Genomic DNA, 19,453 nt, shown 5'->3' with positions numbered 1-19,453 from the left:
TGGAAAACAGGAACGCCCCAGTAGCCTGGGGCGATGCTCAAGGAAGTCAGTGCGACCCGTTACATCACGCCGCTGCGTGAGGGCGGCTCGCTGCCGGGGCTCGTCGAGGCCGATGACCTCGGAACGTACGTCATAAAGTCCTCTACCAGGTGGCCCTGACCTGCGGCAATGCGGTCGATCAGGTCTCTGACCTGCGCTGATCCTTCTTTCGCGTTCTTTCAAGCTCGTGCCCGGTTAGACAGTCGATTCTCCCCACGCGCTCCCCACAGCCGCCCATACTCCCCAGATCCTCTTCATCAGGCGATACCTGGGCGGCGAGGCGACCGCCGGCAGGATCGCACACGAGCTGGCCCGGCACTTCGCGGCCCAGTACCGCAACCCGCTGGGCTTCGCCTACGGGCTGCACGGCGGCATGGACGCTCGCCTGGAACGGACAAGCGGAGGTGAAGCGTGAGCCGTGCTGCCGCGGTCGCGGCCGTCGACCTGGATGAGAGCGGCTGGCTGCTCGATTCCGCCACGGGTGAGCCGGTGCCTGACCACCGATTGCGCAACTACTTCACGGAGCACCTCGCCCCGCCCGCCTGGGCGACGGACATCTTCGTCTACGTGCATGGCTGGCAGACGTCCCCCGACGCCGCCCATCGCACTGCCGAACGGCTGCTGAACCTCGTGCACGCCAACTGGGAGGCGGCCCCGGACAGGTATCCGGCCCTAGCGGCCGAGGGCTTCAGCCCGTGGTGTGTCGTGGTGCGCTGGCCGTCGTCCAGCCCGATCACCCCGACCGGCTACCGCAGGATCCGGGACCGCGCACACGCAATGGGCGCGCGTGACGGCTACGGACATGCCGCGTACATCCTGGGCCAGCTGCTCGGCTATCTGGACGCCGAGCGTGCCGACCCCGGGGCGGCACCGGTGCTGGCCAACCGTGACGGGCAGCACCTCCACCTGGTCGGACACTCCTTCGGCTGCCGGCTCCTGTGCGAGGCGGTGCAGTGGACGGCGGATGCCCGGCTCGAAGACACCCTCGGCTGGACGGCGGCAGCCCGTTCACCGTCTCGGCCGTTCACCGCGGACAGCATGCTGCTGTTCCAGATGGCTGCGCGGCGTGACGCGTTCCTTTCACTCTTTCCCTGCATCCTGCCGAGCGACGGGCACGACGGCGCCCCGCTGAGGGGTCCGGTCGTGGCCACGTACTCCCGCCACGACCGGGCGACAGGGTTCTGGCACCTGCGGGCAGAGCGTCAGCCAGGCATTGGGCACTCCGGGATCGGTCCGGCCCCTGCTCCAATGTTCACTACACGGCTGCTGCCACTGGACGAGCGGTATCCGCTCTCCGCACTCGACCATCGCTTCGTCAACGTCGATGCCTCCGACGTGTACGTGCGCGGTCGCCGTCTCAGCCCGGCGGGGGCCCACTCCGACCACGTGCGCCCGGAGTCGGCCCACCTGGTGCTTACCCTCGCGGACTATTCGCGCTGAGCGGCCCGCGCCAGCAGAACCTAGACGGCTCCGCGATCTCCATCGAACGGTGCTCAGTAGCGCCACGTACGTACCCGACACACCATCGCGGAGCAATGATCAGAACCTGTGGATGGCCCTCGGCGGGGACGTGAAGGAGCGCACCCTCCCGAGGGCGGCCAAGAGACCGGTCGGCATGTCGGTCAGCGGGAACTTCCGGTCAGGTTCGGCTGCTTGACGGGGTGGGGTGCATGGACGGACTCAGCCATGCAGGGTGGGCCGGTAGATGAGCTCTTGGATGTGGCCGTCGAGCGTCCGGCGCTCGATCAGCTCGAGGTCGAAGTCGGCCGCACCCTGGAAGATCGGCTCCACCCCGGTCTGACCGGTGATCACAGGGAAGAGCGTCACCTGGACGCGGTCGACCAGACCGGCGGCCATCAGCGCCCGGTTCACCGACAGGCTGCCGTGCGAGCGCAACGGCACCTCGGACTCCTCCTTGAGCCGCGCGACGACGTCGACGGCGTCACCGCTCACGAGGGTCGCGTCCGGCCAGTCGAGGGGTCCTTCCAGTGTGGTCGACACCACCGTTGCCGGCAGGCTCCTCATCCGCGTGACCCATGGGTCACGCACCTCGGACTCCTCGGTGCTCGAGGCCAGCATCCGTGCGAACGCCCGATACGTGTTGGCCCCGAAGACCATCCGCTGTTCCTGGTCGTACAGGGCGAGGCGGTGGTCGAGGAGCTCGGGGCCCTGCTTGCCCCAGTAGCCGCCCCAGTCGCCGTCGGGGCCGTAGGAGCCGTAGCCATCGAGGCTGGAAAAGACGTCGAAGGTGTAGGTAGCGGTCATGATGCTCTCCTTGAGTGCGGTTGATCGCCTGTTGGGGATACAGACTGGCAACCACGGCGAGACTCATCGCCCTTGGACTCCTGGAGTCCGGCCGCCCCGGATGCGGCCCCAGGGGCTGTACCCCGGCCAAGAAGGGGGAAAGTCAGCGTGATCGGCGACACGGCGGGCGAGAAGAAGAGCGTGGCACGCCGATCCACAGGTCTTCCGACGAGAAGCGCGCGAGAACGCGGAAATCTCCCGAAACTCTCACGTCAGACGATCTACACCGCCGACACCCGCCCACCACCAGTGCGAGCACCGGACCGTCGCCTCACACCAGCCCCGTGACCAGCAACTTCAGCTTGAACAAAGCCCATTCAACTCCCCGCCGTAGATCGAACACCTGCGGCTCATCGAGAGAGCGCCGGATGTGACCGCCACCGGGGTGCGCATGAGCGGAGACGAGTTCTACGGCGGCCGTTCGGACCGGATCGCACCCAAGTGCGGCGGACGTCAGCCCCGCCGCGCCGTCGCCTGTTTGGCCTTCACGTCGGCCGCGTACCGATCCACGTACTCCTGGCCCGACAGCCGCAAGATCGCGTACGTGATCTCGTCGGCGACGGCCCGCAGCACCGTCCTCTGGTGCGCCATCCCCGTAAAGCGTGAGAAGTCCAGCGGTTCCCCGAAACGGATCGTGACCGGCTGGCGTCTCGGCAGGACATATCCCGGAGGCCAGATCCGGAACGTCCCCACCATCGCGCACGGAATCACCGGTACCTGCGCGGCCAGCGCCAGCACCGCCACCCCGACCTTGCCCTTGTACAGCCGGCCGTCGGGGGAACGCGTGCCCTCCGGATAGATCGCCAGCAGTTCTCCCTTCGCCAGTACCCCCAGCCCCTTTCGGAGCGCCGCCTGCCCCGCGGCCCTGCCTGACCTGTCCACCGGAATCTGCCCGGCACCGCGGAGAACGAGCGCGATCAGTCGGCCCCTCAGGCCCGGCGCCGTGAAGTACTCCGCCTTGGCCAGGAAGGTGATGCGCCGTTTCAGGACCGCGGGCATGAGGAGGGGGTCCGCGAAGGACAGGTGATTCCCGGCGACGATCGCCGCGCCCTCCGCCGGAACATGCTTGAGCCCCTCGACCCGCGGCCGGAACAGCAGCCGCAGCAGCGGCCCCAGAAGGACGTATTTGAGCATGTAGTAGAACACGGCGGCACCCCGCTGCCGAATCGGCCCCCCGGTACCTCTGAGTCGGTTTGACAGGTCAGGTCCTCCCACCCCGGAACCGGTGGGTGCACTCAGGCAAGCCATCTGGCGGACCGGGCGAGCGAAGGCGCTGCGGTTGAACCCGCGCGGCCACTCGCCCGCGCCCCGCCATCCAGCCTGCCTCGCCCGCACCCGTCACCCGGATCGCCGTCCCCGACGTCTTCACCGGCTACCTCATGCAGTCGGCCGACCACAACAAGACGCAGAACGCGGGACGAGCCCTCCACGAAGCCATGAGTCACCGGTGACCGGTTCAGTCCTGGTCGAATTGCCGCCCACAACAAGGGGGCCAATCCTGAGGGGGGAGCCGCGCCGGGCGTCCGACCGAGGCCCGTTAATGGCGACAGCGAGGGCGTTTTACGTGGAAACATCTTCGTTCAATGATTGGGCGCTTGGCTGGGCGATCAGGGCCAGGAAGGTCTCGCACGGCGAGGTTGTAGCTGGACTTTTGGTGGATCTTGCGGCTGACCCCCGCGACGCGCAGAGCGCCCCGACAGTGGTCTTCCCGTTGGATCCCGCCGCCCGGGCCCTCGGGGTCCCGTCAGGTCGCCGGGATCGGTGCGATGGTCGTGCGCGGCACCCCGCGCGACAGCCTCTACACTCTGGACAGCCTGCTGAACCTGGACGGCGGGGTGAAGCCGGAGATGGTGGCGACCGACAACGCCTCGTACTCCGACATGGCCTTCGGTCTGTACAAGATGCTCGGCTTCCGCTTCGCCCGCGCTTCCGAGACCTGGCCGACCAGAGGTTCTGTCGGGCCGACCTGCTCGGCGGCGAGGAGCCGGCCGCCGGGTACGGGCCGCTGGAGGCCGTGGCCTGCAACAAGGTGAATCTCAAGCGGATCGCCACGCACTGGCCGGACATGCTCCGGGTCGCCGGATCGCTCATCACCAACCAGGTCCGGGCCTACGACCTGTCGCGGATGTTCGGACGCGAGGGCCACCCCATCCCACTCGGTGCCGCGTTCGCCGAGTACGGGCGGATCGACAAGACCATGCACCTGCTCGCTCTGGTCGACCCGATGGACGACACCTACCGGCGCTTGATGAACCGGCAGCTCACTGTCCAGGAGTCCCGCCATCGGCTTGCCCGCGCGATCTGCCACGGCGGCCGGGGCCAGATCCGCCAGGCGTATCGCGAGGGCCAGGAAGACCAGCTCGCCAGTCTGGGTCTTGTCCTCAACGCCGTGGTTTTGTGGAACACCCGCTACCTGGATGCCGCCGTGGCCCGGCTCCGCGCCGAGGGCCACGACATCAAGGACGAGGACGTCGCTCGCCTCTCCCCGCTCAAGGACCGGCACATCAACTTCCTGGGCCGCTACCTGTTCAACATCCAGGCCAGCGGCCCCGGCCAGGGCCTGCGTCCCTTCCGCGACCCGGAGGGCGAGGAGGACGATGAGGCCCTGGGTTGATCGGTCAACTGCCGGCCAGGGGCCTGGGTCAGTTGTGGGTGAGCAGGGTGGGGTAGTCGGTGTAGCCGGTGGGTCCGCCGGTGTACATCGCGTACTTGGCGCGGACGGCGTTGATCGGGGCGCCGGTGCGGATCCGCTGGACGAGGTCGGGGTTGGCCAGGAACGGGCGGCCCAGCGCGATGAGGTCGGCGCCCGTGGCCAGGAGGCGTTCGGCGGCTTCCCGTCCGCCGTCGGCGGGGATCTGGTCGGCGGGCAGGACCGGGTTGGCGATCAGAGTGCTGGTCCAGATCTCACGCAGCCGGGCGAACAGCGACTGCGCGGGGTCGGCGAAGGCGACGTGCAGGTAGACCAGCCCTTTGCCCGCGTTGGCCTTCACCAGGGAGGGGTACAGCTCGTCGGCGTCGCTGTCGGTGATGCCGTTGACGGTGTTCCCTGGGGAGATGCGCAGGCCGGTGCGCTCCGCGCCGATCGCGTCGACGACGGCGTCGACGACCTCGGTGGTGAAGCGGATGCGGTTCTCGACGCTGCCGCCGTAGGCGTCGGTGCGCTGGTTGGTGTTGGGCGCGAGGAACTGGTGGAGCAGGTAGCCGTTGGCGCTGTGGACCTCGACCCCGGCGAAGCCCGCGTCGACGGCCCGGCGGGCGGCAGCGGCGAAGTCGGCGATGGTCTGCCGGATGTCGTCGGACGTCATCTCGCGCGGGGTGACCGCCGCTTGGAAGCCGACCGGGGTGTAAATGGGCTCGGGCAGCGGGATCGGCGAGGGGGCGATCGGGGTGAGGCCGCTGTTGTCGGGGTGGCCGACGCGTCCGCCGTGCTGGATCTGGAGGAACACCGGTCCGCCGCCGGCGGCCTGGACAGCCTTGGTGACCTGGCGCCATCCGGCGGTGTGGGCGTCGGTGTGCAGGGCGGTGATGTTCGGGTAGGTCTGGCCGACCGCGTTCGGGGTGGATGCCTCGGCGATGATCGCCCCGGCCGTGGCGCGCTGCGCGTAGTACTCGGCCATCAGCGGGGTGGGCGTGCCGTCGCTCTCGGCGCGGTTGCGCGTCATGGGGGCGATGACCAGGCGGTTCGCCAGTTCGTGCGTACCGAGGCGAGCGGGGGTCAGGAGGGGCGAAGTCGTCGTTTCGTGAGTCATGTGGTTACCGTAGAAGTTGACACAAATGTGAGAATCAAGCGGAAATGATGTGATCTGCGTCATGCGAATTGGTGAGCTGGCCCGGCGTACGGGAGTCAGCGAGCGCTCGTTGCGCTATTACGAGCAGGAGGGCCTGCTGTCCGCCGAGCGGACACCGGGCGGGCACCGGGAGTACGCCGAGGCGGCGGTGGACCGGGTGCGGCGGATCCAGGAACTGTACGCCGCCGGCCTGTGCAGCTCGAAGATCGTGAAGCTGCTGCCCTGCATGCGTGACAGCGACGGCGGCCCGGCGGAGACAGCCGACGACTTCCTCGTGGAGGAGCTGACGGTGGAGCGGGCCCGCATCGACCGGATGATCGAGGACCTGCAGCGCTCCCGCTCCCTGCTGGACACCGTCATCAACAGCGCCGCCGCACCGCGCCAGGAGAACCAGCAGGAGACGGGCCCGGCTCCGCGGTCCTGACGCCCCTGTGCCTCCTGGGTGGCCCGCGCGGTGTGGATCATGTCGTCGAGCAGGCTGCGGGAGCGCCGAAGCTGGACGAGCGTGTGGTCGATGCGGGCGCAGTCGTCGGCCAGTTCGGCGGCGAGGGCCAGCCCCGCGGACGCGGACGGCCCTTCGCCGATAGCCGGTGCGCAGGAGAGCACCCGGGCGATCTTCGCTGCGTCGAAGCCCGCGCTGAGCAGCTCCCGGATCTTGGGCCCCGCAGTGCCCTGGGAGGTGTGCAGACCCGAGGAGAGCCCTGACAGAAGACCGGCGGGCAGTGTCTCGGTCATGATGACGATGAATGTGGTGCTGGCCATCGCCAGCAGTGCTCCCCAGGGGAGCCGAGCAGCAGCCGGGCGGGCGTGCGCTGCCGCCGGGCGTTCCGTGATGGTGGTGGATCAGCGCAGACCACGTCGAGCAGCCGCGGATCGATTCTCATAAATGACCAGTTACGAGAGTTCTGCGAACGCCCCGGGGCCGATCACGAATCCACAGGTCACCGTTCGCAGAACCCCTCTCAAAACCGACACGTTTTGCAAGGCAGTTCTGACAGACTGCCGAGGTGGACCTGACGCCCGATCAATGTCAGTGTCCGAAGTCGATTGCGCGGATGACTGAAGCCGCCTGCACGCGGTAGTGGGCGAGGTCGCGTTGGTGTCCGGACAGGTTGTTCCGACAATGCTTGGCCGTGAGCGTTGAGGAGAAGGGGAGGGACTGGCACGCGAGGATTACCCACCTGCGCGTCGCACTCCGCTTCCTGGTGGCCAGTAATGGGATGGTCGGGCAGAAGCCGATCGATCAGGCGTCGTCGGGTGCGTATTCGATGTAGAGAGGAGTGGCGAGGACGGCACGCCCCCAGGTGTCGTCGTTCGGCGCCGCCAGGACCCGAGCGTGTCCCCTGAGCATCACCGGCCCCGCCGCCCAACCGGAATGCGTTCGGACCGATCCGGCGACGGGAGTCAGGTAACGGAGCGCTTGCGGCAGGTGGTGGCCACTGTAGGACGGACCGGTGAACTCGCTCTGTGCGGCCTCGTCCGGCAGTTCGGCAAGACGCGCCGCGTACGCGCGCACAGCCTCCATGTAGTACGTGCCCACTGTCGTGACATGGGAGTCCGGCGGCTGCCAGCGGTCCAGGACGTTCACGGACGAGCCCACCAGGACGAAGGGTGTTCCCTTGGGGAACCGCTGGGCAGCGAGGTACACCAGGCCGGTGACCACCGTCTTGTCGGATGATTGCGGCCCAGCAGGCGCCGCGTCACCGTAAAAGAACTCGTCCTCGAACTGGATCCAGTCCCCCACCTGCAGGGCCTCGTCCGTGAACCACTTGACCTTTCGCTCCTGCTCGATCATCTCGATGACCGGTTCGAGCATGGCAGCCGATGGCTGGGGGGAGTCACCGGGGAGAGTAGTGGTCTTGAAGGAAGCAAGTCCGACGTTGACCCCGGCCTCGAAGCCGGCCTTCTTCCACAGCTTCTGCGGGACCTGCGGGCTTAAGACCTGCATCTTGTTTTCGGAGAGGTACAGGAGATCGCGCATCAATTCTGCTCCTACTGGATTGCCAGGTAGCGATGCAGGGACGTCTTAGAAGCTTTCCGCTTACCGATCAGCGGAGTTGGTGGGTCGAACAGGAGTCCTGATCGGGTGATCGCGCGGGCGTGGGCGCATGAAGACAGACACCTCACGATCCAGCGCGTCAAGCTGCAGCGACGAGTGCGGCGGGGAACGCGATGTGTTCGTCGAACAGCTTGCGGTGCTGGAGGCAGTGGTAGAGCTGGCCGATCATGCGGTTGAACATGCGCTGGGCGGCTGCGTGCCAGTCGCCGACCTCGCGTCGGCGCCGGTAGTGGGCCCCGGCCCCGGGTGAATGGCGCAGGGCGGAGAAGGCCCAGAGATAACCGGCGTGGTTGAGGCGGTCGTTCTTCACCCACCGGCGGGTGATGGCCGACTTCTTTCCGGAGGCATGGGTGATGGGCGAGGAGCGTTCGGGCGGAGATTTCTGTGTCCTCCGCCTCAACGAGTGGTCAGTACATACTCGCCCAGATGACTTTGCGGTCATGGACGACGACATTGACGCGCTTGCGGTTGAGGTCGTCGTGGCCGTCGGCGCACACGCCGTTCTCGCCCAGAACGCGGATGTCATGGCCGGACGCCGTCTCGGCGGCCCTCGCATCGCTCAGGGAGCGCCCGACGAGGTCCTCTCGTGAGCGTGCGTACCGGGAGGTCGTCGACGGGATGCAGTCTGAGCGATGTCCCTGTCCCTGTGCTTTCGCGGCCGTATGCACGGCACTTGGCGGCTTGTCCACCGGATCCGTCCCGCTGTTGGCGCAACTCGCGAGGAGCCCGACACCGAGTAGAAGCAGCGCGGCGACACGCACTCGCATGATTCGTCTCATGTACCTCAGACGCCGCGGGTACGTGTTCCGTTCGATCCCTACGGGTCCCAACGGCTGCGGCGCCGCAACGTGGAAAGACCTTGCCGGACGCGTCAGCCCCTGGACGTCTACCTTGCCCGACTCACCCGTGACCAGGTTCAGAAGCCTTCCACTTTGATCAGTCGAACAGGGTTCCTGTTCGGGTGATCCCACGGTGGTCGGGGCATAACGGCAGGGCCTCCTGGTAGCTCGGGGTTGCGATCCCGACCGAGCAGTACCAGGAGGCCCTGTGTCGCAGTCTTTCGTGCTCGCGTCCGTGGAGTCCAACGCGCCGTCTCCGGAGTGTGACTGTCTCGCGCACAGGTTCGGCAACGCGGCCGACGGGCCGGACCGCGTGCGGTGTTACCGCTCCGACCTGACGGAGGCGGAGTGGCAGGTCATCCGGCCGTTGCTGCCAGTGCCCGCGTGGCTTCAGGGGCGGGGTGGACGGCCGGAGGGCTACTGCCATCGCGTGATGCTGGACGCGGTCCGCTATGTAGTCGACAACGGCGTCAAGTGGGCCAACCTGCCCCGTGACTTCCCGCCGTACCGGAGGGTGCACGCGTTCGCCCGCCGCTGGCAGGTGACGGGCTTGCTCGCCGAGCTGCACGACCGGCTGCGCGACAAGGTGCGCCAGAAGGAGGGCCGCGAGGTGGACCCGACGGCCGCCATCGTGGACTCGCAGTCCGTGCGGGCGGCTGCGAACATCCCGCGCGCCACGACCGGCTGGGACGGCGGGAAGAAGGTGGGCGGACGCAAGAGGCACCTGGTGGTGGACTGCCTCGGCCTGGTCCTGGCCGTGGCGGTGACCGCGGCGAACGTGCAGGACCGCGACGCTGCCGTTCCACTGCTCGAAAGGCTGCGCAGGCTGTACTTCTCCGTCCGGCTCGTCTGGGCGGACGGCGGCTATGCGGGCCGGCTCGTCGGCTGGGCGGCCGAGAAACTCCAGCTCACTGTCGACATCGTCAAACGCACCGACGACACCAGGGGGTTCGTGGTGCTGCCGCGCAGGTGGGTGGTGGAGAGAACGCTGAGCTGGCTGATGCGCTCGCGTCGTCTGGCGCGCGACTACGAGACGCTGCCCGCCATCCATGCACGAGGCCATGGTGCTGTGGTCCATGACCATGCTCATGAGTCGCCGCCTGGCCGGGCGCCGGCCCTGTGCCTTCAGCCGGCCGGCGCCGGGAGCGGGCTGTACACCCCCGGCCGCACCTGGAGCGCCCACCCCCGCTCCACCAGGCGTTTCGCCTTCGACCGCAGCCCCTCGACCTTCGCCGGCACCGCCTGAAGGCCCAGGGTCGCGGCCAGCTGCTGGCACCGCATGCCCTCCCGGCCCGCTTCCGACTCCAGCACGGACATGATCCGCTGGTAGTCCGCGGGCAGGGCGGACGCTGCCATCCCCCCGACCCGTCGCGGCACCACCGACCCCGCCACCGCGCTTGCCACCGGCTCCGCGACTGCGGAAGGCGGCTCGGCCAGCACCTCGGCCACCGTCATCCGGGCATCGGCCAGCCGCGCCAGTCTGCTCTCCGCCTCGGCGAGCGCCCCCCGCACCCGCTCGGCCTCCTCCCGCAACCACGCAACCTCTTCCCGGACCTTCTTCTCCCGGGCCTCCAGCAGACCGAGCACCGACGGCACCAGCCACCTCCACGAGCGAGACGAACGGACGAACCACGCCCATCTCTCCCGCCGCAAATCGGAGTTCATGCCACCCAACCTGAACCAAACGATCACGTTCGGAAAGCGGATGGCGTCTGAGCGATGTGAGGGCCGCCGAGACGGCGTCCGGCCATGACATCCGCGTTCTGGGCGAGAACGGCGTGTGCGCCGACGGCCACGACGACCTCAACCGCAAGCGCGTCAATGTCGTCGTCCATGACGGCAAAGTCATCTGGGCGAGTATGTACTGACCACTCGTTGAGGCGGAGGACACAGAAATCTCCGCCCTGCGCCATTCACCCGGGGCCGGAGCCCACTACCGGCGCCGACGCGAGGTCGGCGACTGGCACGCAGCCGCCCAGCGCATGTTCAACCGCATGATCGGCCAGCTCTACCACTGCCTCCAGCACCGCAAGCTGTTCGACGAACACATCGCGTTCCCCGCCGCACTCGTCGCTGCAGCTTGACGCGCTGGATCGTGAGGTGTCTGTCTTCATGCGCCCACGCCCGCGCGATCACCCGATCAGGACTCCTGTTCGACCCACCAACTCCGCTGATCGGTAAGCGGAAAGCTCCTTACACCAGCCCCGTGGCCTCCGGTACACGGGACAGCTTCCAGACCCAGTACCACATGTACGTCACCACCACGGGCAGCATCCCCACCCAACCGAACGTCAACTGGGACAGTCCGGTCCAGGCGAAGATCCGCTGCGATGCGGAGCTCACCACGGCCGGCTGTGTCATACCCGAGCGGCGGGCCGACCTGGAGTACTCGCTCTCCGACCCGAAGCACGGTTCGGCCGCCGCCGCTTACAGCTTCGCTCAGGGATACCTGCGTGACTGGGCCCCGCTGAGCCGGGCGGACGGCCTCTCCGACGCCAACCGGGCACGCACGTGCGGTTCCCAGAGCAGCGACCCGTTCGTGCCCATGCCCGATTACGTTCCCAACGACTCATGCGACGAGTTCCCCTTCGCCGGCTCATTCGAGGGGGGAACCGATGGTGCCCAGTGCGCTGACATCCTCCCGCTGTATGAGAACGGCCAGTGGATGATCTACGAGGCCCGCGCTGACAAACCGGTCACCTACAACGAGCCGTGCGTGCGTGGCCACGTTGCCCTGGACGCCAACGAGTCCGCCGGCGGAAAGTACGGTTCGCTCGTGAAGAATCAGCGCATCCTCGACACCGAGAAGTACAACGTCAACATCATCGCCTGACCCCGGACACAGCATCACCGCGCCGGGGCCCCGGGGATTTCGGGGCCCCGGCCCCGCTCGTCGAAGCGAAGGGAGACGCAGGTGGAAGACAGCACGACCGGGCCGTGGGAATGGGCGAGGGATCCGCGCGCCGGAATGTGGTGCGTGACCTTCACCCACGGCATCGCACCAGAAGATGTACTCACCCGGTACGGGGCCGACACCTCATCCGCCCAGTTCCTCACCCGGCAACAGGCGGCTCGTCTCGACGACAGCAGCCTGCCGGAGGGATCGGTGCTGCGTGCCGGGTCGCTGGATGACTGGTCGTTCTGCTTTGAAGACTTCGGGGTCATGGGTGCGATGCCTGGCCCTCTGTCCGCGCTGTCCCAGGGCACGGAGTCCTTGAGTGTCCTGCGGGGCGGGGATGGCATGAACCGCTTCGCCCACTGGCGTGACGGGCAGTGCACGGAGCAGTTCGAGCCGGGCTTCACCCACACCAAACCAGATCCACCGCACCTGTGGTGGGACACGGTGCAAGAACGGCTTGACGCATCAGGCGAGGATTATCCCGGCCCGGTACCGGTGCTGGAAGCGGTCGCCCACCGCACCGGGGCCGTGCTCGACACGGCAACCCTGGACGGCTCGCTGCTCACTCTGCGGCTCGAAGACGGCAGCCGGACACCCGACCCGCCACTCCGCCCGCACCCCGCAGCTCCCCGCCCGCCAGGGCGCCGGCTTGGCCGCCTCGCTCCACCTGGGACGTCTCCGCCGCCTGCCACGCGGCGCGCCCTCAACCTCCCCACCACTCGCGACACATACGGCACCCAGACGGAGGAGTGAGGGAGGCGAGACACGCTCGCCCCGCCCAGGGCGCGGGACTCGGGTGCGAACCTGCAAGCGGTACCCGGACAGATCGGTGGTCTGTCCGCTGTCCGGGTTGGCGATGTGCAACCTGGGTTCGACGTAATTCGGTGGCCTGGGGTGGCTGATCGCCCACGGCCCCCAGCGGTTCCGTACCGGCGGCAACGGCGGCCTCGACCTGGGCCTGTCCATCGCCACCGGACAGGCCGGAGTGATCGGGGCCCGCCTGAGCTGGCGCAACCCGCCCGAGGGCGGCGCCGTCGCCACCATCACCCTCCCGCGACACACCCCCTAGCTCATGGCGAGGCGGAACCTCCCGTACGCGGCGATGTCTGGCCGGCACCGGCCTCGCTTCTGGATCAAAACGGGCGGGAAGTCAAGGCGTGGCGAGGCGAGGCAGACCGGCGTTTGAGCCGGTGGCAGTCAGGCTCCGACGGCGACCCAGGGGGAGGGTGGGCAGGCACGTCGCGTCGTGAGCACCGCCAGGGTGGGCCTGTGTGAGCCACACCACATGTCGGGGGTGCATAGCGGGGTAGGGGCCAGTGCCTTTATTAAAGGTGTAGGGGCGTACGGGGGTAAGGGACAACGCTGATGGGGCAGTTGCGGGCCGATGAATTCGACCGGTTCGTGGCGGCTCGGTGGTCGGCGTTGCTTCACCTGGCGCGGCTGCTCACCGGCGGAGACCGGCACCGGGCCGAGGATCTGCTGCAGGAGGCGCTGGTCAAGCTGTGGTTTGCCTGGCCGAAGGTGGCCGAGCAGGCGCCCGAGGCGTATGTGCGCAGGGTCCTGGCCCGTGCCGCGGCGCGCTCGGCACGGCGTCGCTGGTGGGGCGAGCACCCCGTGGACCAGCTGCCCGACCCGCCCGGGGTGGGGGATGAGACCGCCGCCGTGGATGAACGGACCCGGTTGGAGGCCGTGCTGGCGTTGCTGCCGGCCCGGCAGCGGGCCGCGGTGGTGCTGCGCTACTACCAGGACCTGCCCGAGCGGCACGTCGCTGAGGTGCTGGGGTGTCCGGTGGGTACCGCCCGTTCCCTCACGGCACGCGGCGTTGCACGGTTACGGCAGCTTCTGGCTGAGGCAGTCGAGCCGGTGGAGTGAAGAAGGGAGCCATGGATCACTTCGAGCAGGAGCTGGCACGGATGATGCGTGACAGCCAGGACGACATGCCCTATGAGGACCGGCACCGACACCGGCTGCAAGCCGGCGTTCGCGCCCGACGGCGGGCCCGGACGGCCTGGATGGTCACCGGATCCGTGCTGACCATTGCCGGACTTGGAGTCGGCCTGATGGTCCTGCCGAGCTCTTTCGCTCAGGGCGGGCCTGCCGGCCCTCAGCCCCGGCCCGTCACCTCTGCCGAGTCGGCCTCGATGCCGTCGACGGCCCGCCCCGCCTCCACCGCCAAGGAGGTGCCGACGTCGACCTGCACGTCAGCCACCGGGCCGGTGCCGATGCCCTCGACCGCCCGCTCCGCCTCCATGGCCAAGGAGGTGCCGATGCCGACCTGCACGTCAACTACCAGGCCGGCGCCGATGCCGTACCGCCCCTCAACCCCCGAGACGGTCCCGATGCCGACACGGACCTCAACCACCAGGTAGCGCCTCGGCCAGATGTACACGGTCCCGATGGGCGGGGCTGTCTGAGCCGGCGTGACGACCGCCGGGCAGCTGATCCCCGCTCGTCCCGCTCTCCACGAGTTGAAAGCTCACCACGTGATCCGTGAGAACGCGCCCGCGTCTGCCGACATGCCGCACAAGGCGGCAAATCACCGGCCGACCTCCTGGGAGCGGCGGCTGCGCCGCTTCGGGTACGTCGAGCGGCCGCGAACGTCCGTGCGCGACCGCCTGGTGGTGCCGTTTCCCGAGCCCGGGTCACGGCTGTGGCGCACACTCGGGCTGTCCCCGGCAGCGGCGGGCCGACTGACGCGCTGGTCAGGGTGGGGCGGGCCGCTCCTGGTGGCACTCCTTGCCGGGCTGCCGCGCTTTTGGCGTCTGGGCAGCCCGCACGACTTCGTCTTCGACGAGACCTACTACGCCAAGGACGCCTGGGCCCTGCTGCGGCTCGGCTACGAGGGCACCTGGCCGGACCGCAAGATCGCCGACCCGCAGATCCTGGCCGACCCTCAGGTGATCCCGCTCTCCGACACCGGGTCCTTTGTCGCGCACCCGCCGACGGGCAAGTGGGTGATCGCCGTCGGCGAGGGGATGTTCGGCCTCAACCCGTTCGGCTGGCGCTTCATGACGGCGGTCCTGGGCACGCTGTCGGTGCTGATGCTGTGCCGGATAGGCCGCCGCCTGTTCCGCTCGACGGTGCTGGGCTGCCTGGCCGGCGCGCTGATGGCGGTGGACGGTCTGCACTACGTGATGAGCCGCACCGCTCTGCTCGACCTCGTCGTCATGTTCTTCGTCCTGGCGGCGTTCGGCTGCCTGCTCCTCGACCGGGACCGGGCGCGGGCCCGGCTCGCGGCAGCCTTACCGGTGGCTGAGGACGGTCACCTACGCCCGGACCGGGACACCGGCGACCGCACCGGGACGGGAGCGCGTCCATGGAGGCTCGCAGCCGGCTTCTTCCTGGGACTGGCGGCCTCCACCAAATGGAACGGCCTGTATTTCCTGGCCTTCTTCCTCGTCCTGACCCTGCTGTGGGACGTCGGCGCCCGCCGTATCGCAGGGACACGCCACCCGTACCGTGCGGTGCTGCGCAAGGACCTCGGCTGGTCGGTGCTGTCCCTCGTTCCGGTCGCTGTGGTGACGTATCTGACGACGTGGACCGGCTGGTTCCTGTCCGACGACGGCTACGGGCGGCACTGGGCGGACGGCCGCGGCGGCACCTGGTCGTGGATCCCGGCCCCGCTGCGCAGCCTGTGGCACTACGAGTACAGCGTCTACCAGTTCAACGTAGGACTGCACACCCCGCACAAGTACGAGTCCAACCCATGGAGCTGGCTGGTCCTCGGCCGCCCCGTGCTGTTCCACTACCAGTCGCCGAAACCCGGCAAGGACGGCTGCCACGCGGCGGCCGACTGCTCTCAGACGGTCCTCGCCCTGGGCACGCCGTTGCTGTGGTGGTCGGCATGCTGCGCCCTGGTGTATCTGCTCTTCCGGTGGGCGCTGCGCCGCGACTGGCGCGCGGGCGCCGTCCTGTGCGCTGTGGGTGCCGGTTATCTTCCCTGGTTCCTGTACCAGGACCGAACGATCTTCTCCTTCTACGCCGTCGTCTTCGTGCCGTACCTGTGCCTGGCCGTGGCGATGATGCTGGGCGCGCTGCTGGGCCCGCCGGGCATGAATGACAAACGCCGCACACGGGGTGCGGTGGCGGCAGGCACGCTTGTCCTGCTGATCGCCTGGAACTTCATCTACTTCTTCCCGATCTACACGGGTCTGACGATCCCGTACCCCAGCTGGCACACCCGAATGTGGCTCGACACCTGGATCTGAACTCCATCCTCACGGTCGTGGTGTCGCACCGTAGCTCACCCGGACGGGACGGACAGGGCCGTGGCCGCGCCCCCACACAACGCCGGAGACTGGTCCCAGCCGTCTCCGACATCGACACGCGCCTTCACGGACATCGGCACCGGATCAACGTCCCTGGGGCGCATCACTTGGTGGGCCGCGCAACTCGTCTCACCTGCTCGGCCAGGTCCGCGAACACCTCGCACCCTGAGACCAGTGCCGTGAACGTCTCCTGTGTGTGCCGATCCGTGAACGGGTTCAGTGCGAAGCGCACCGTGGGTGTCCGACTGCGGGTGCTGACCGTCATGCCTCCAACGGCGAGGAACTCATCGCTGGGCTGCCAAACGGCCTGGAACGCCTCCGGCCAGCAGCGAAGATCCGGAAGATCCGTCCCGCTGAGGTCGACGACCAGGACAGTCGGCATCAGCTTGGCCTGGCGCAGCTTTCGCTTCTCCCGCAGCACGCCGGTTGCCACGTCCTGAGCCATGGCGATCACGTGGGGGCTGTTGAACGGCGCTGACGTGTGCATATAGCCCTCGTGACGACCAACCCGAATGGACAGCCACGAGGCCGGAATGCCGTCCTCGGGCCTCTCGGGGGAAGCCTGGACTCGCAGAGAAGAGACCCCAGGACTGCCGTCAGCCGGCAGAAACGCTTCAATGATCGCATATCGGACACTCGACCTGATGGTCACCGGCGGGATCGGGTCGGTCGAGATGCTCACGGCCGCTGGCAGACCACGCTCGCGGAGCCCTTGGCTCAGGGTGCGGCTCAGGTCCGACAGGCTCTTGGGGCGCCGGGATCCGATCTCGATGCCGAAGGTCTCCTGCCCGCTGCGGAGCAGGAGATCCGGGCCTTCGCCCGTGTTGAAGCTGAACGGGATGCCTGCCTCGCCCAGGTGGGAGGCGACGGTCAGTTCCGAGAGGTGAGTCCGGAACCGCTCCGTGCCCACCGCGCTCATGCTCTTGAACGCGCGAAAGTCCCCGCGTTTGCCCTCCAGCCCCTCGGGCGCCGCAGCCTCCAGGATGGTCAGCGTCTGCTCGACCGCCACGAGGATGGGGTTCCGCCACCAGGCGTAGGTGACGCTCGGGTGCAAGCCCGGCCGACGGGATTCGAAGTACCAGAGCAGTGGGTGCTCTTTCAGGCCGCCGAGCCACCTGCGAAGGACTGGAAGATCGCCACGGCCGTTCTGGGTGTTCACGCTCTGATGCTAGGGACGGTAGGGCTGCTGCAGCCAATAGAGTTATCTGCGGGACTGTCTGACGGAAGCCCAGTTGGCGGCCGCGCACACGCACCATCGGGCAGAGGAGTTGTTGCACGGACGGGGCGCGGACCGGCCGCCGGGACACAAGAGTCAGAGCGCCTCAGGTGGTTGGCCGTCAGCCGAAGGCGGCGAGCTGGATCAGTAGCTGCATGATCTGGGCGTCGCCGCCCCATTTGCCTTTCTGCTGGGCGTCGTTGAGGCGCTGGCCGAGGTCGCGGGCCTTTTCGGCGGCCTTGCCCGTTTCACCCTGCTGGATTTTCTGGTCGGTCTCGGCGGCGTCGCGGTACAGGTCGGGTGTCATGTTGCCGGACTATGCAGCAGGCTCTTCTGTGCCTCGCGCACCTGGAGGCCCCTCACCCAGCGCCAGGCTGGAGACGTCCTTGCGGGCCAAGTCCCGCCCGTCGGCCCGCAGCGTGAAGCCGCTGGGGCAGGACGGTATGGGGCACCCGCTGGTCGGGCTGATCGCGGTCGGCCCCAGTGCTGTAGCAGTGACGGGCGGTATCGGCCCTATCGCGCCTATCGTGCCGTGTCATGAGCGCTGTGGGTCAGTGTCGGGTGAACCTGCGGTAATCGATGAGGGCTGCTGCAGATACTCGTGGGCGATGTGCCGTCCGAGTATCAGCACCTCGACCAGGGCCAGTACGTTGCTCGTGTCCTTGCGTAAGGGCTCACGATGGCGACGAGGTTGTCCGGGTGGTGATCGTGTGGCGGGCTTGGACGTGGTTGGCGTACCACATCGTCCAGGCGGACAGGGCTCCGATGGCGACCAGCAGCAGTACTACGGACAGGCCGGCCATCAGGTCGGCGGGCAGGAGGTAGACCAGCGGGACGCGCAGGATCGATTCCAGCAGCATTCCCAGGCCCCACACCGCGGTCATCAGGACGAACGCGCGCCGGAAGGGCGGCACTTCGTCGTAGAGGCGGTCGATCTCGTCGCGCTTGGCCTGGTTCGAGCCGGCCCGGACCGCCACGAGCACCAGCGGGCTCCGGCCGGCGCAGCTCGCGAGCAGGATCAGCGCGGCCGCCGCGGTGCCGAAGGATTCCTTGACCAGGATGAACCGGGTGTCGCCCGTGACCGTCGACAGAACGAGCCCGATGGCCAACACCGCTGCGAGCAGGGCGGCGAACCCGTCGAACGACCGTGTCCGCACAGCGACCCAGACCATCCGTACCGCTGCCAGGACCGCGCCGGCGAGGAGCGCGATCTGCTCGCTCTGTCCCACCGTGCGCAGGATGTAGTAGGCGGCCAGCGGTACACCGGCGTCCCACAGCAGCAACCCGATGAGAGGGCTGCTCGATGGCTTTTCCCTGTCGGCCACGGTTACCCCGCTTGTTCGATCTCGTCCAGGAAGTTCAGGACGCGGGCGTTGACGTCGTCGGCGGATTCGCCCGCGATGGCGTGGGTCGCCGAGGGCCACAGTTCGGCCCGTACATCCGGGATCAGGTCGCGGGCGCGGGCGACGGCGCGCTTCGGGTTGTGCATGACGCTGCGGCCTGCGATGAGTGCGAGTACCGGAACGGGGATCGACCGCAGTTGCGCGTCGGTGAACACCTTCGGAGTGGGCAGTGCGAACCGGTAGGCGCGCATACCTTCGTCGATGACGTTCGCGACCGGGTCGTCGGTGTCGACCTCGGCGTGGTCGGAGACCCAGCGCAGGAAGGACTCGCGTGCCCAGTCACGGATGCCGGGCACCAAGGTCAGCGCCGTGCGCACCAGCAACGGGACGGGGAACTGGGCGAAAGTCTGGACCGGGTCGATGAGCGTCAGTGAGGTCAGGCGCTTCGGCCGGCGCACGGCGAGGTTGGCGGCGAGCCAGCCGCCGAAGGAGTAGCCGACCAGATGTGCGGCGGGCAGTTCCAGCCCGTCCAGCACGGTCTCCAGCCAGGCGGCCTGGTCGGCGCCGTCGCGGATCGGCGCGGTCTGCTCGCTGCGGCCGGGCTCGCCGATCAGGTCCAGTGCGTACGCCGGGCGGTGCGCGACGAGTGCGGCGAGGTTCGGTTCCCACATCACGACCGTGCCGGCCCGGCCGGGCAG

Annotated in this window: 18 protein-coding genes and 5 pseudogenes; 12 read left to right on the top strand and 11 right to left on the bottom strand. The window is 68.3% G+C overall.

All coding sequences use genetic code 11. The annotated features are described in order from the left end of the window. Window positions 1-33: 33 nt before the first annotated feature. Window positions 34-138 (top strand): annotated as a pseudogene (locus ACYVO6_RS40660) (HipA family kinase); the annotation flags it as partial. Window positions 139-450: 312 nt separating this feature from the next. Further along, the gene (locus ACYVO6_RS40655; RefSeq protein WP_461070447.1) at window positions 451-1,479 is read left to right on the top strand and encodes a hypothetical protein; all 1,029 of its coding nucleotides are present in this window, start codon (window positions 451-453) and stop codon (window positions 1,477-1,479) included. A 240-nt stretch (window positions 1,480-1,719) separates the two neighbouring features. On the opposite strand, the gene ACYVO6_RS40650 is transcribed toward ACYVO6_RS40655, so the two are convergent. Both ACYVO6_RS40650 and ACYVO6_RS40645 read right to left on the bottom strand, forming a co-directional pair. Beyond that, complete coding sequence (locus ACYVO6_RS40650) at window positions 1,720-2,304, bottom strand: dihydrofolate reductase family protein (protein WP_461070445.1); 585 nt, start codon at window positions 2,302-2,304, stop codon at window positions 1,720-1,722. Window positions 2,305-2,796: 492 nt separating this feature from the next. Continuing rightward, window positions 2,797-3,489, bottom strand: a complete 693-nt coding sequence (locus ACYVO6_RS40645; protein WP_461070443.1) for a lysophospholipid acyltransferase family protein — start codon at window positions 3,487-3,489, stop codon at window positions 2,797-2,799. Between the two features lie 599 nt (window positions 3,490-4,088). Here ACYVO6_RS40645 and ACYVO6_RS40640 point away from each other — a divergent pair. Further along, a pseudogene (locus ACYVO6_RS40640) lies at window positions 4,089-4,957 on the top strand (Tn3 family transposase); the annotation flags it as partial. Window positions 4,958-4,985: 28 nt separating this feature from the next. On the opposite strand, the gene ACYVO6_RS40635 reads toward ACYVO6_RS40640, so the two are convergent. After that, window positions 4,986-6,092 (bottom strand): alkene reductase, encoded by a 1,107-nt coding sequence (locus ACYVO6_RS40635; protein ID WP_461070441.1) that lies wholly within the window; start codon window positions 6,090-6,092, stop codon window positions 4,986-4,988. Window positions 6,093-6,153: 61 nt separating this feature from the next. Here ACYVO6_RS40635 and ACYVO6_RS40630 point away from each other — a divergent pair, with 61 nt between their 5' ends. Next, window positions 6,154-6,555, top strand: a complete 402-nt coding sequence (locus tag ACYVO6_RS40630) for a MerR family transcriptional regulator (RefSeq protein WP_461070439.1) — start codon at window positions 6,154-6,156, stop codon at window positions 6,553-6,555. A gap of 819 nt (window positions 6,556-7,374) precedes the next feature. Here ACYVO6_RS40630 and ACYVO6_RS40625 read toward each other — a convergent pair. Both ACYVO6_RS40625 and ACYVO6_RS40620 read right to left on the bottom strand, forming a co-directional pair. Next, window positions 7,375-8,112 carry an SAVMC3_10250 family protein gene (locus ACYVO6_RS40625; protein WP_461070437.1) on the bottom strand — a complete coding sequence of 246 codons (738 nt, stop codon included), beginning with the start codon at window positions 8,110-8,112 and terminating at the stop codon, window positions 7,375-7,377. A gap of 157 nt (window positions 8,113-8,269) precedes the next feature. Then, window positions 8,270-8,554, bottom strand: a pseudogene (locus tag ACYVO6_RS40620) (IS110 family transposase); the annotation flags it as partial. Between the two features lie 76 nt (window positions 8,555-8,630). Between ACYVO6_RS40620 and ACYVO6_RS40615 the strand changes: the two are divergent. After that, a complete protein-coding gene (locus ACYVO6_RS40615) occupies window positions 8,631-8,780 on the top strand; it encodes a hypothetical protein (protein WP_461070435.1) in 150 nt (49 codons plus the stop codon). A gap of 457 nt (window positions 8,781-9,237) precedes the next feature. Then, window positions 9,238-10,029, top strand: a pseudogene (locus ACYVO6_RS40610) (IS5 family transposase); the annotation flags it as partial. 125 nt (window positions 10,030-10,154) lie between these two features. Here ACYVO6_RS40610 and ACYVO6_RS40605 read toward each other — a convergent pair. Further along, the gene (locus ACYVO6_RS40605) at window positions 10,155-10,625 is read right to left on the bottom strand and encodes a hypothetical protein (protein WP_461070433.1); all 471 of its coding nucleotides are present in this window, start codon (window positions 10,623-10,625) and stop codon (window positions 10,155-10,157) included. Between the two features lie 125 nt (window positions 10,626-10,750). On the opposite strand from ACYVO6_RS40605, the gene ACYVO6_RS40600 reads away from it, so the two are divergent. The 5 genes and pseudogenes from ACYVO6_RS40600 to ACYVO6_RS40580 all read left to right on the top strand — a co-directional run bounded on the left by ACYVO6_RS40600 (window position 10,751) and on the right by ACYVO6_RS40580 (window position 13,800). Continuing rightward, window positions 10,751-10,897, top strand: coding sequence for a hypothetical protein (locus tag ACYVO6_RS40600; RefSeq protein ID WP_461070431.1), 147 nt, complete (start codon window positions 10,751-10,753; stop codon window positions 10,895-10,897). A gap of 30 nt (window positions 10,898-10,927) precedes the next feature. Beyond that, window positions 10,928-11,113, top strand: a pseudogene (locus ACYVO6_RS40595) (IS110 family transposase); the annotation flags it as partial. A gap of 122 nt (window positions 11,114-11,235) precedes the next feature. Continuing rightward, window positions 11,236-11,862: a hypothetical protein gene (locus tag ACYVO6_RS40590; protein WP_461070429.1), complete on the top strand. Its 627-nt coding sequence runs from the start codon at window positions 11,236-11,238 to the stop codon at window positions 11,860-11,862. An 81-nt stretch (window positions 11,863-11,943) separates the two neighbouring features. Continuing rightward, window positions 11,944-12,681, top strand: a complete 738-nt coding sequence (locus ACYVO6_RS40585; RefSeq protein WP_461070427.1) for a DUF6461 domain-containing protein — start codon at window positions 11,944-11,946, stop codon at window positions 12,679-12,681. 612 nt (window positions 12,682-13,293) lie between these two features. After that, complete coding sequence (locus ACYVO6_RS40580; RefSeq protein WP_461070425.1) at window positions 13,294-13,800, top strand: SigE family RNA polymerase sigma factor; 507 nt, start codon at window positions 13,294-13,296, stop codon at window positions 13,798-13,800. Between the two features lie 232 nt (window positions 13,801-14,032). Here the strand turns inward: ACYVO6_RS40580 and ACYVO6_RS40575 are convergent, their stop codons facing one another. Further along, window positions 14,033-14,290: a hypothetical protein gene (locus ACYVO6_RS40575; RefSeq protein WP_461070423.1), complete on the bottom strand. Its 258-nt coding sequence runs from the start codon at window positions 14,288-14,290 to the stop codon at window positions 14,033-14,035. 154 nt (window positions 14,291-14,444) lie between these two features. On the opposite strand from ACYVO6_RS40575, the gene ACYVO6_RS40570 reads away from it, so the two are divergent. Continuing rightward, window positions 14,445-16,136, top strand: coding sequence for a dolichyl-phosphate-mannose--protein mannosyltransferase (locus ACYVO6_RS40570; RefSeq protein WP_461070498.1), 1,692 nt, complete (start codon window positions 14,445-14,447; stop codon window positions 16,134-16,136). A gap of 163 nt (window positions 16,137-16,299) precedes the next feature. On the opposite strand, the gene ACYVO6_RS40565 is transcribed toward ACYVO6_RS40570, so the two are convergent. The 4 genes from ACYVO6_RS40565 to ACYVO6_RS40550 form a co-directional block, all read right to left on the bottom strand. Next, window positions 16,300-17,355 (bottom strand): hypothetical protein, encoded by a 1,056-nt coding sequence (locus ACYVO6_RS40565; protein ID WP_461070421.1) that lies wholly within the window; start codon window positions 17,353-17,355, stop codon window positions 16,300-16,302. A gap of 178 nt (window positions 17,356-17,533) precedes the next feature. After that, window positions 17,534-17,719 (bottom strand): hypothetical protein, encoded by a 186-nt coding sequence (locus ACYVO6_RS40560; RefSeq protein WP_461070419.1) that lies wholly within the window; start codon window positions 17,717-17,719, stop codon window positions 17,534-17,536. A 367-nt stretch (window positions 17,720-18,086) separates the two neighbouring features. After that, complete coding sequence (locus tag ACYVO6_RS40555) at window positions 18,087-18,737, bottom strand: VC0807 family protein (RefSeq protein ID WP_461070417.1); 651 nt, start codon at window positions 18,735-18,737, stop codon at window positions 18,087-18,089. A 2-nt stretch (window positions 18,738-18,739) separates the two neighbouring features. Beyond that, the coding region (locus ACYVO6_RS40550; protein WP_461070415.1) for an alpha/beta fold hydrolase at window positions 18,740-19,453 on the bottom strand (714 nt) is incomplete at its 5' end.

The organism is Streptomyces pseudoechinosporeus (assembly GCF_054783935.1).
Note: the sequence above shows the minus strand (reverse complement) of the source record. Positions and strands in the feature narration are given on the sequence as shown.

Coding starts and splice junctions, on each gene's coding strand:
- ACYVO6_RS40650 (WP_461070445.1), bottom strand. CDS start 2,304: ATGACCGCTACCTACACCTTCGACGTCTTTTCCAGCCTCGATGGCTAC.
- ACYVO6_RS40635 (WP_461070441.1), bottom strand. CDS start 6,092: ATGACTCACGAAACGACGACTTCGCCCCTCCTGACCCCCGCTCGCCTC.
- ACYVO6_RS40630 (WP_461070439.1), top strand. CDS start 6,154: ATGCGAATTGGTGAGCTGGCCCGGCGTACGGGAGTCAGCGAGCGCTCG.
- ACYVO6_RS40625 (WP_461070437.1), bottom strand. CDS start 8,112: ATGCGCGATCTCCTGTACCTCTCCGAAAACAAGATGCAGGTCTTAAGC.
- ACYVO6_RS40615 (WP_461070435.1), top strand. CDS start 8,631: ATGGACGACGACATTGACGCGCTTGCGGTTGAGGTCGTCGTGGCCGTC.
- ACYVO6_RS40580 (WP_461070425.1), top strand. CDS start 13,294: ATGGGGCAGTTGCGGGCCGATGAATTCGACCGGTTCGTGGCGGCTCGG.
- ACYVO6_RS40570 (WP_461070498.1), top strand. CDS start 14,445: ATGCCGCACAAGGCGGCAAATCACCGGCCGACCTCCTGGGAGCGGCGG.
- ACYVO6_RS40560 (WP_461070419.1), bottom strand. CDS start 17,719: ATGACACCCGACCTGTACCGCGACGCCGCCGAGACCGACCAGAAAATC.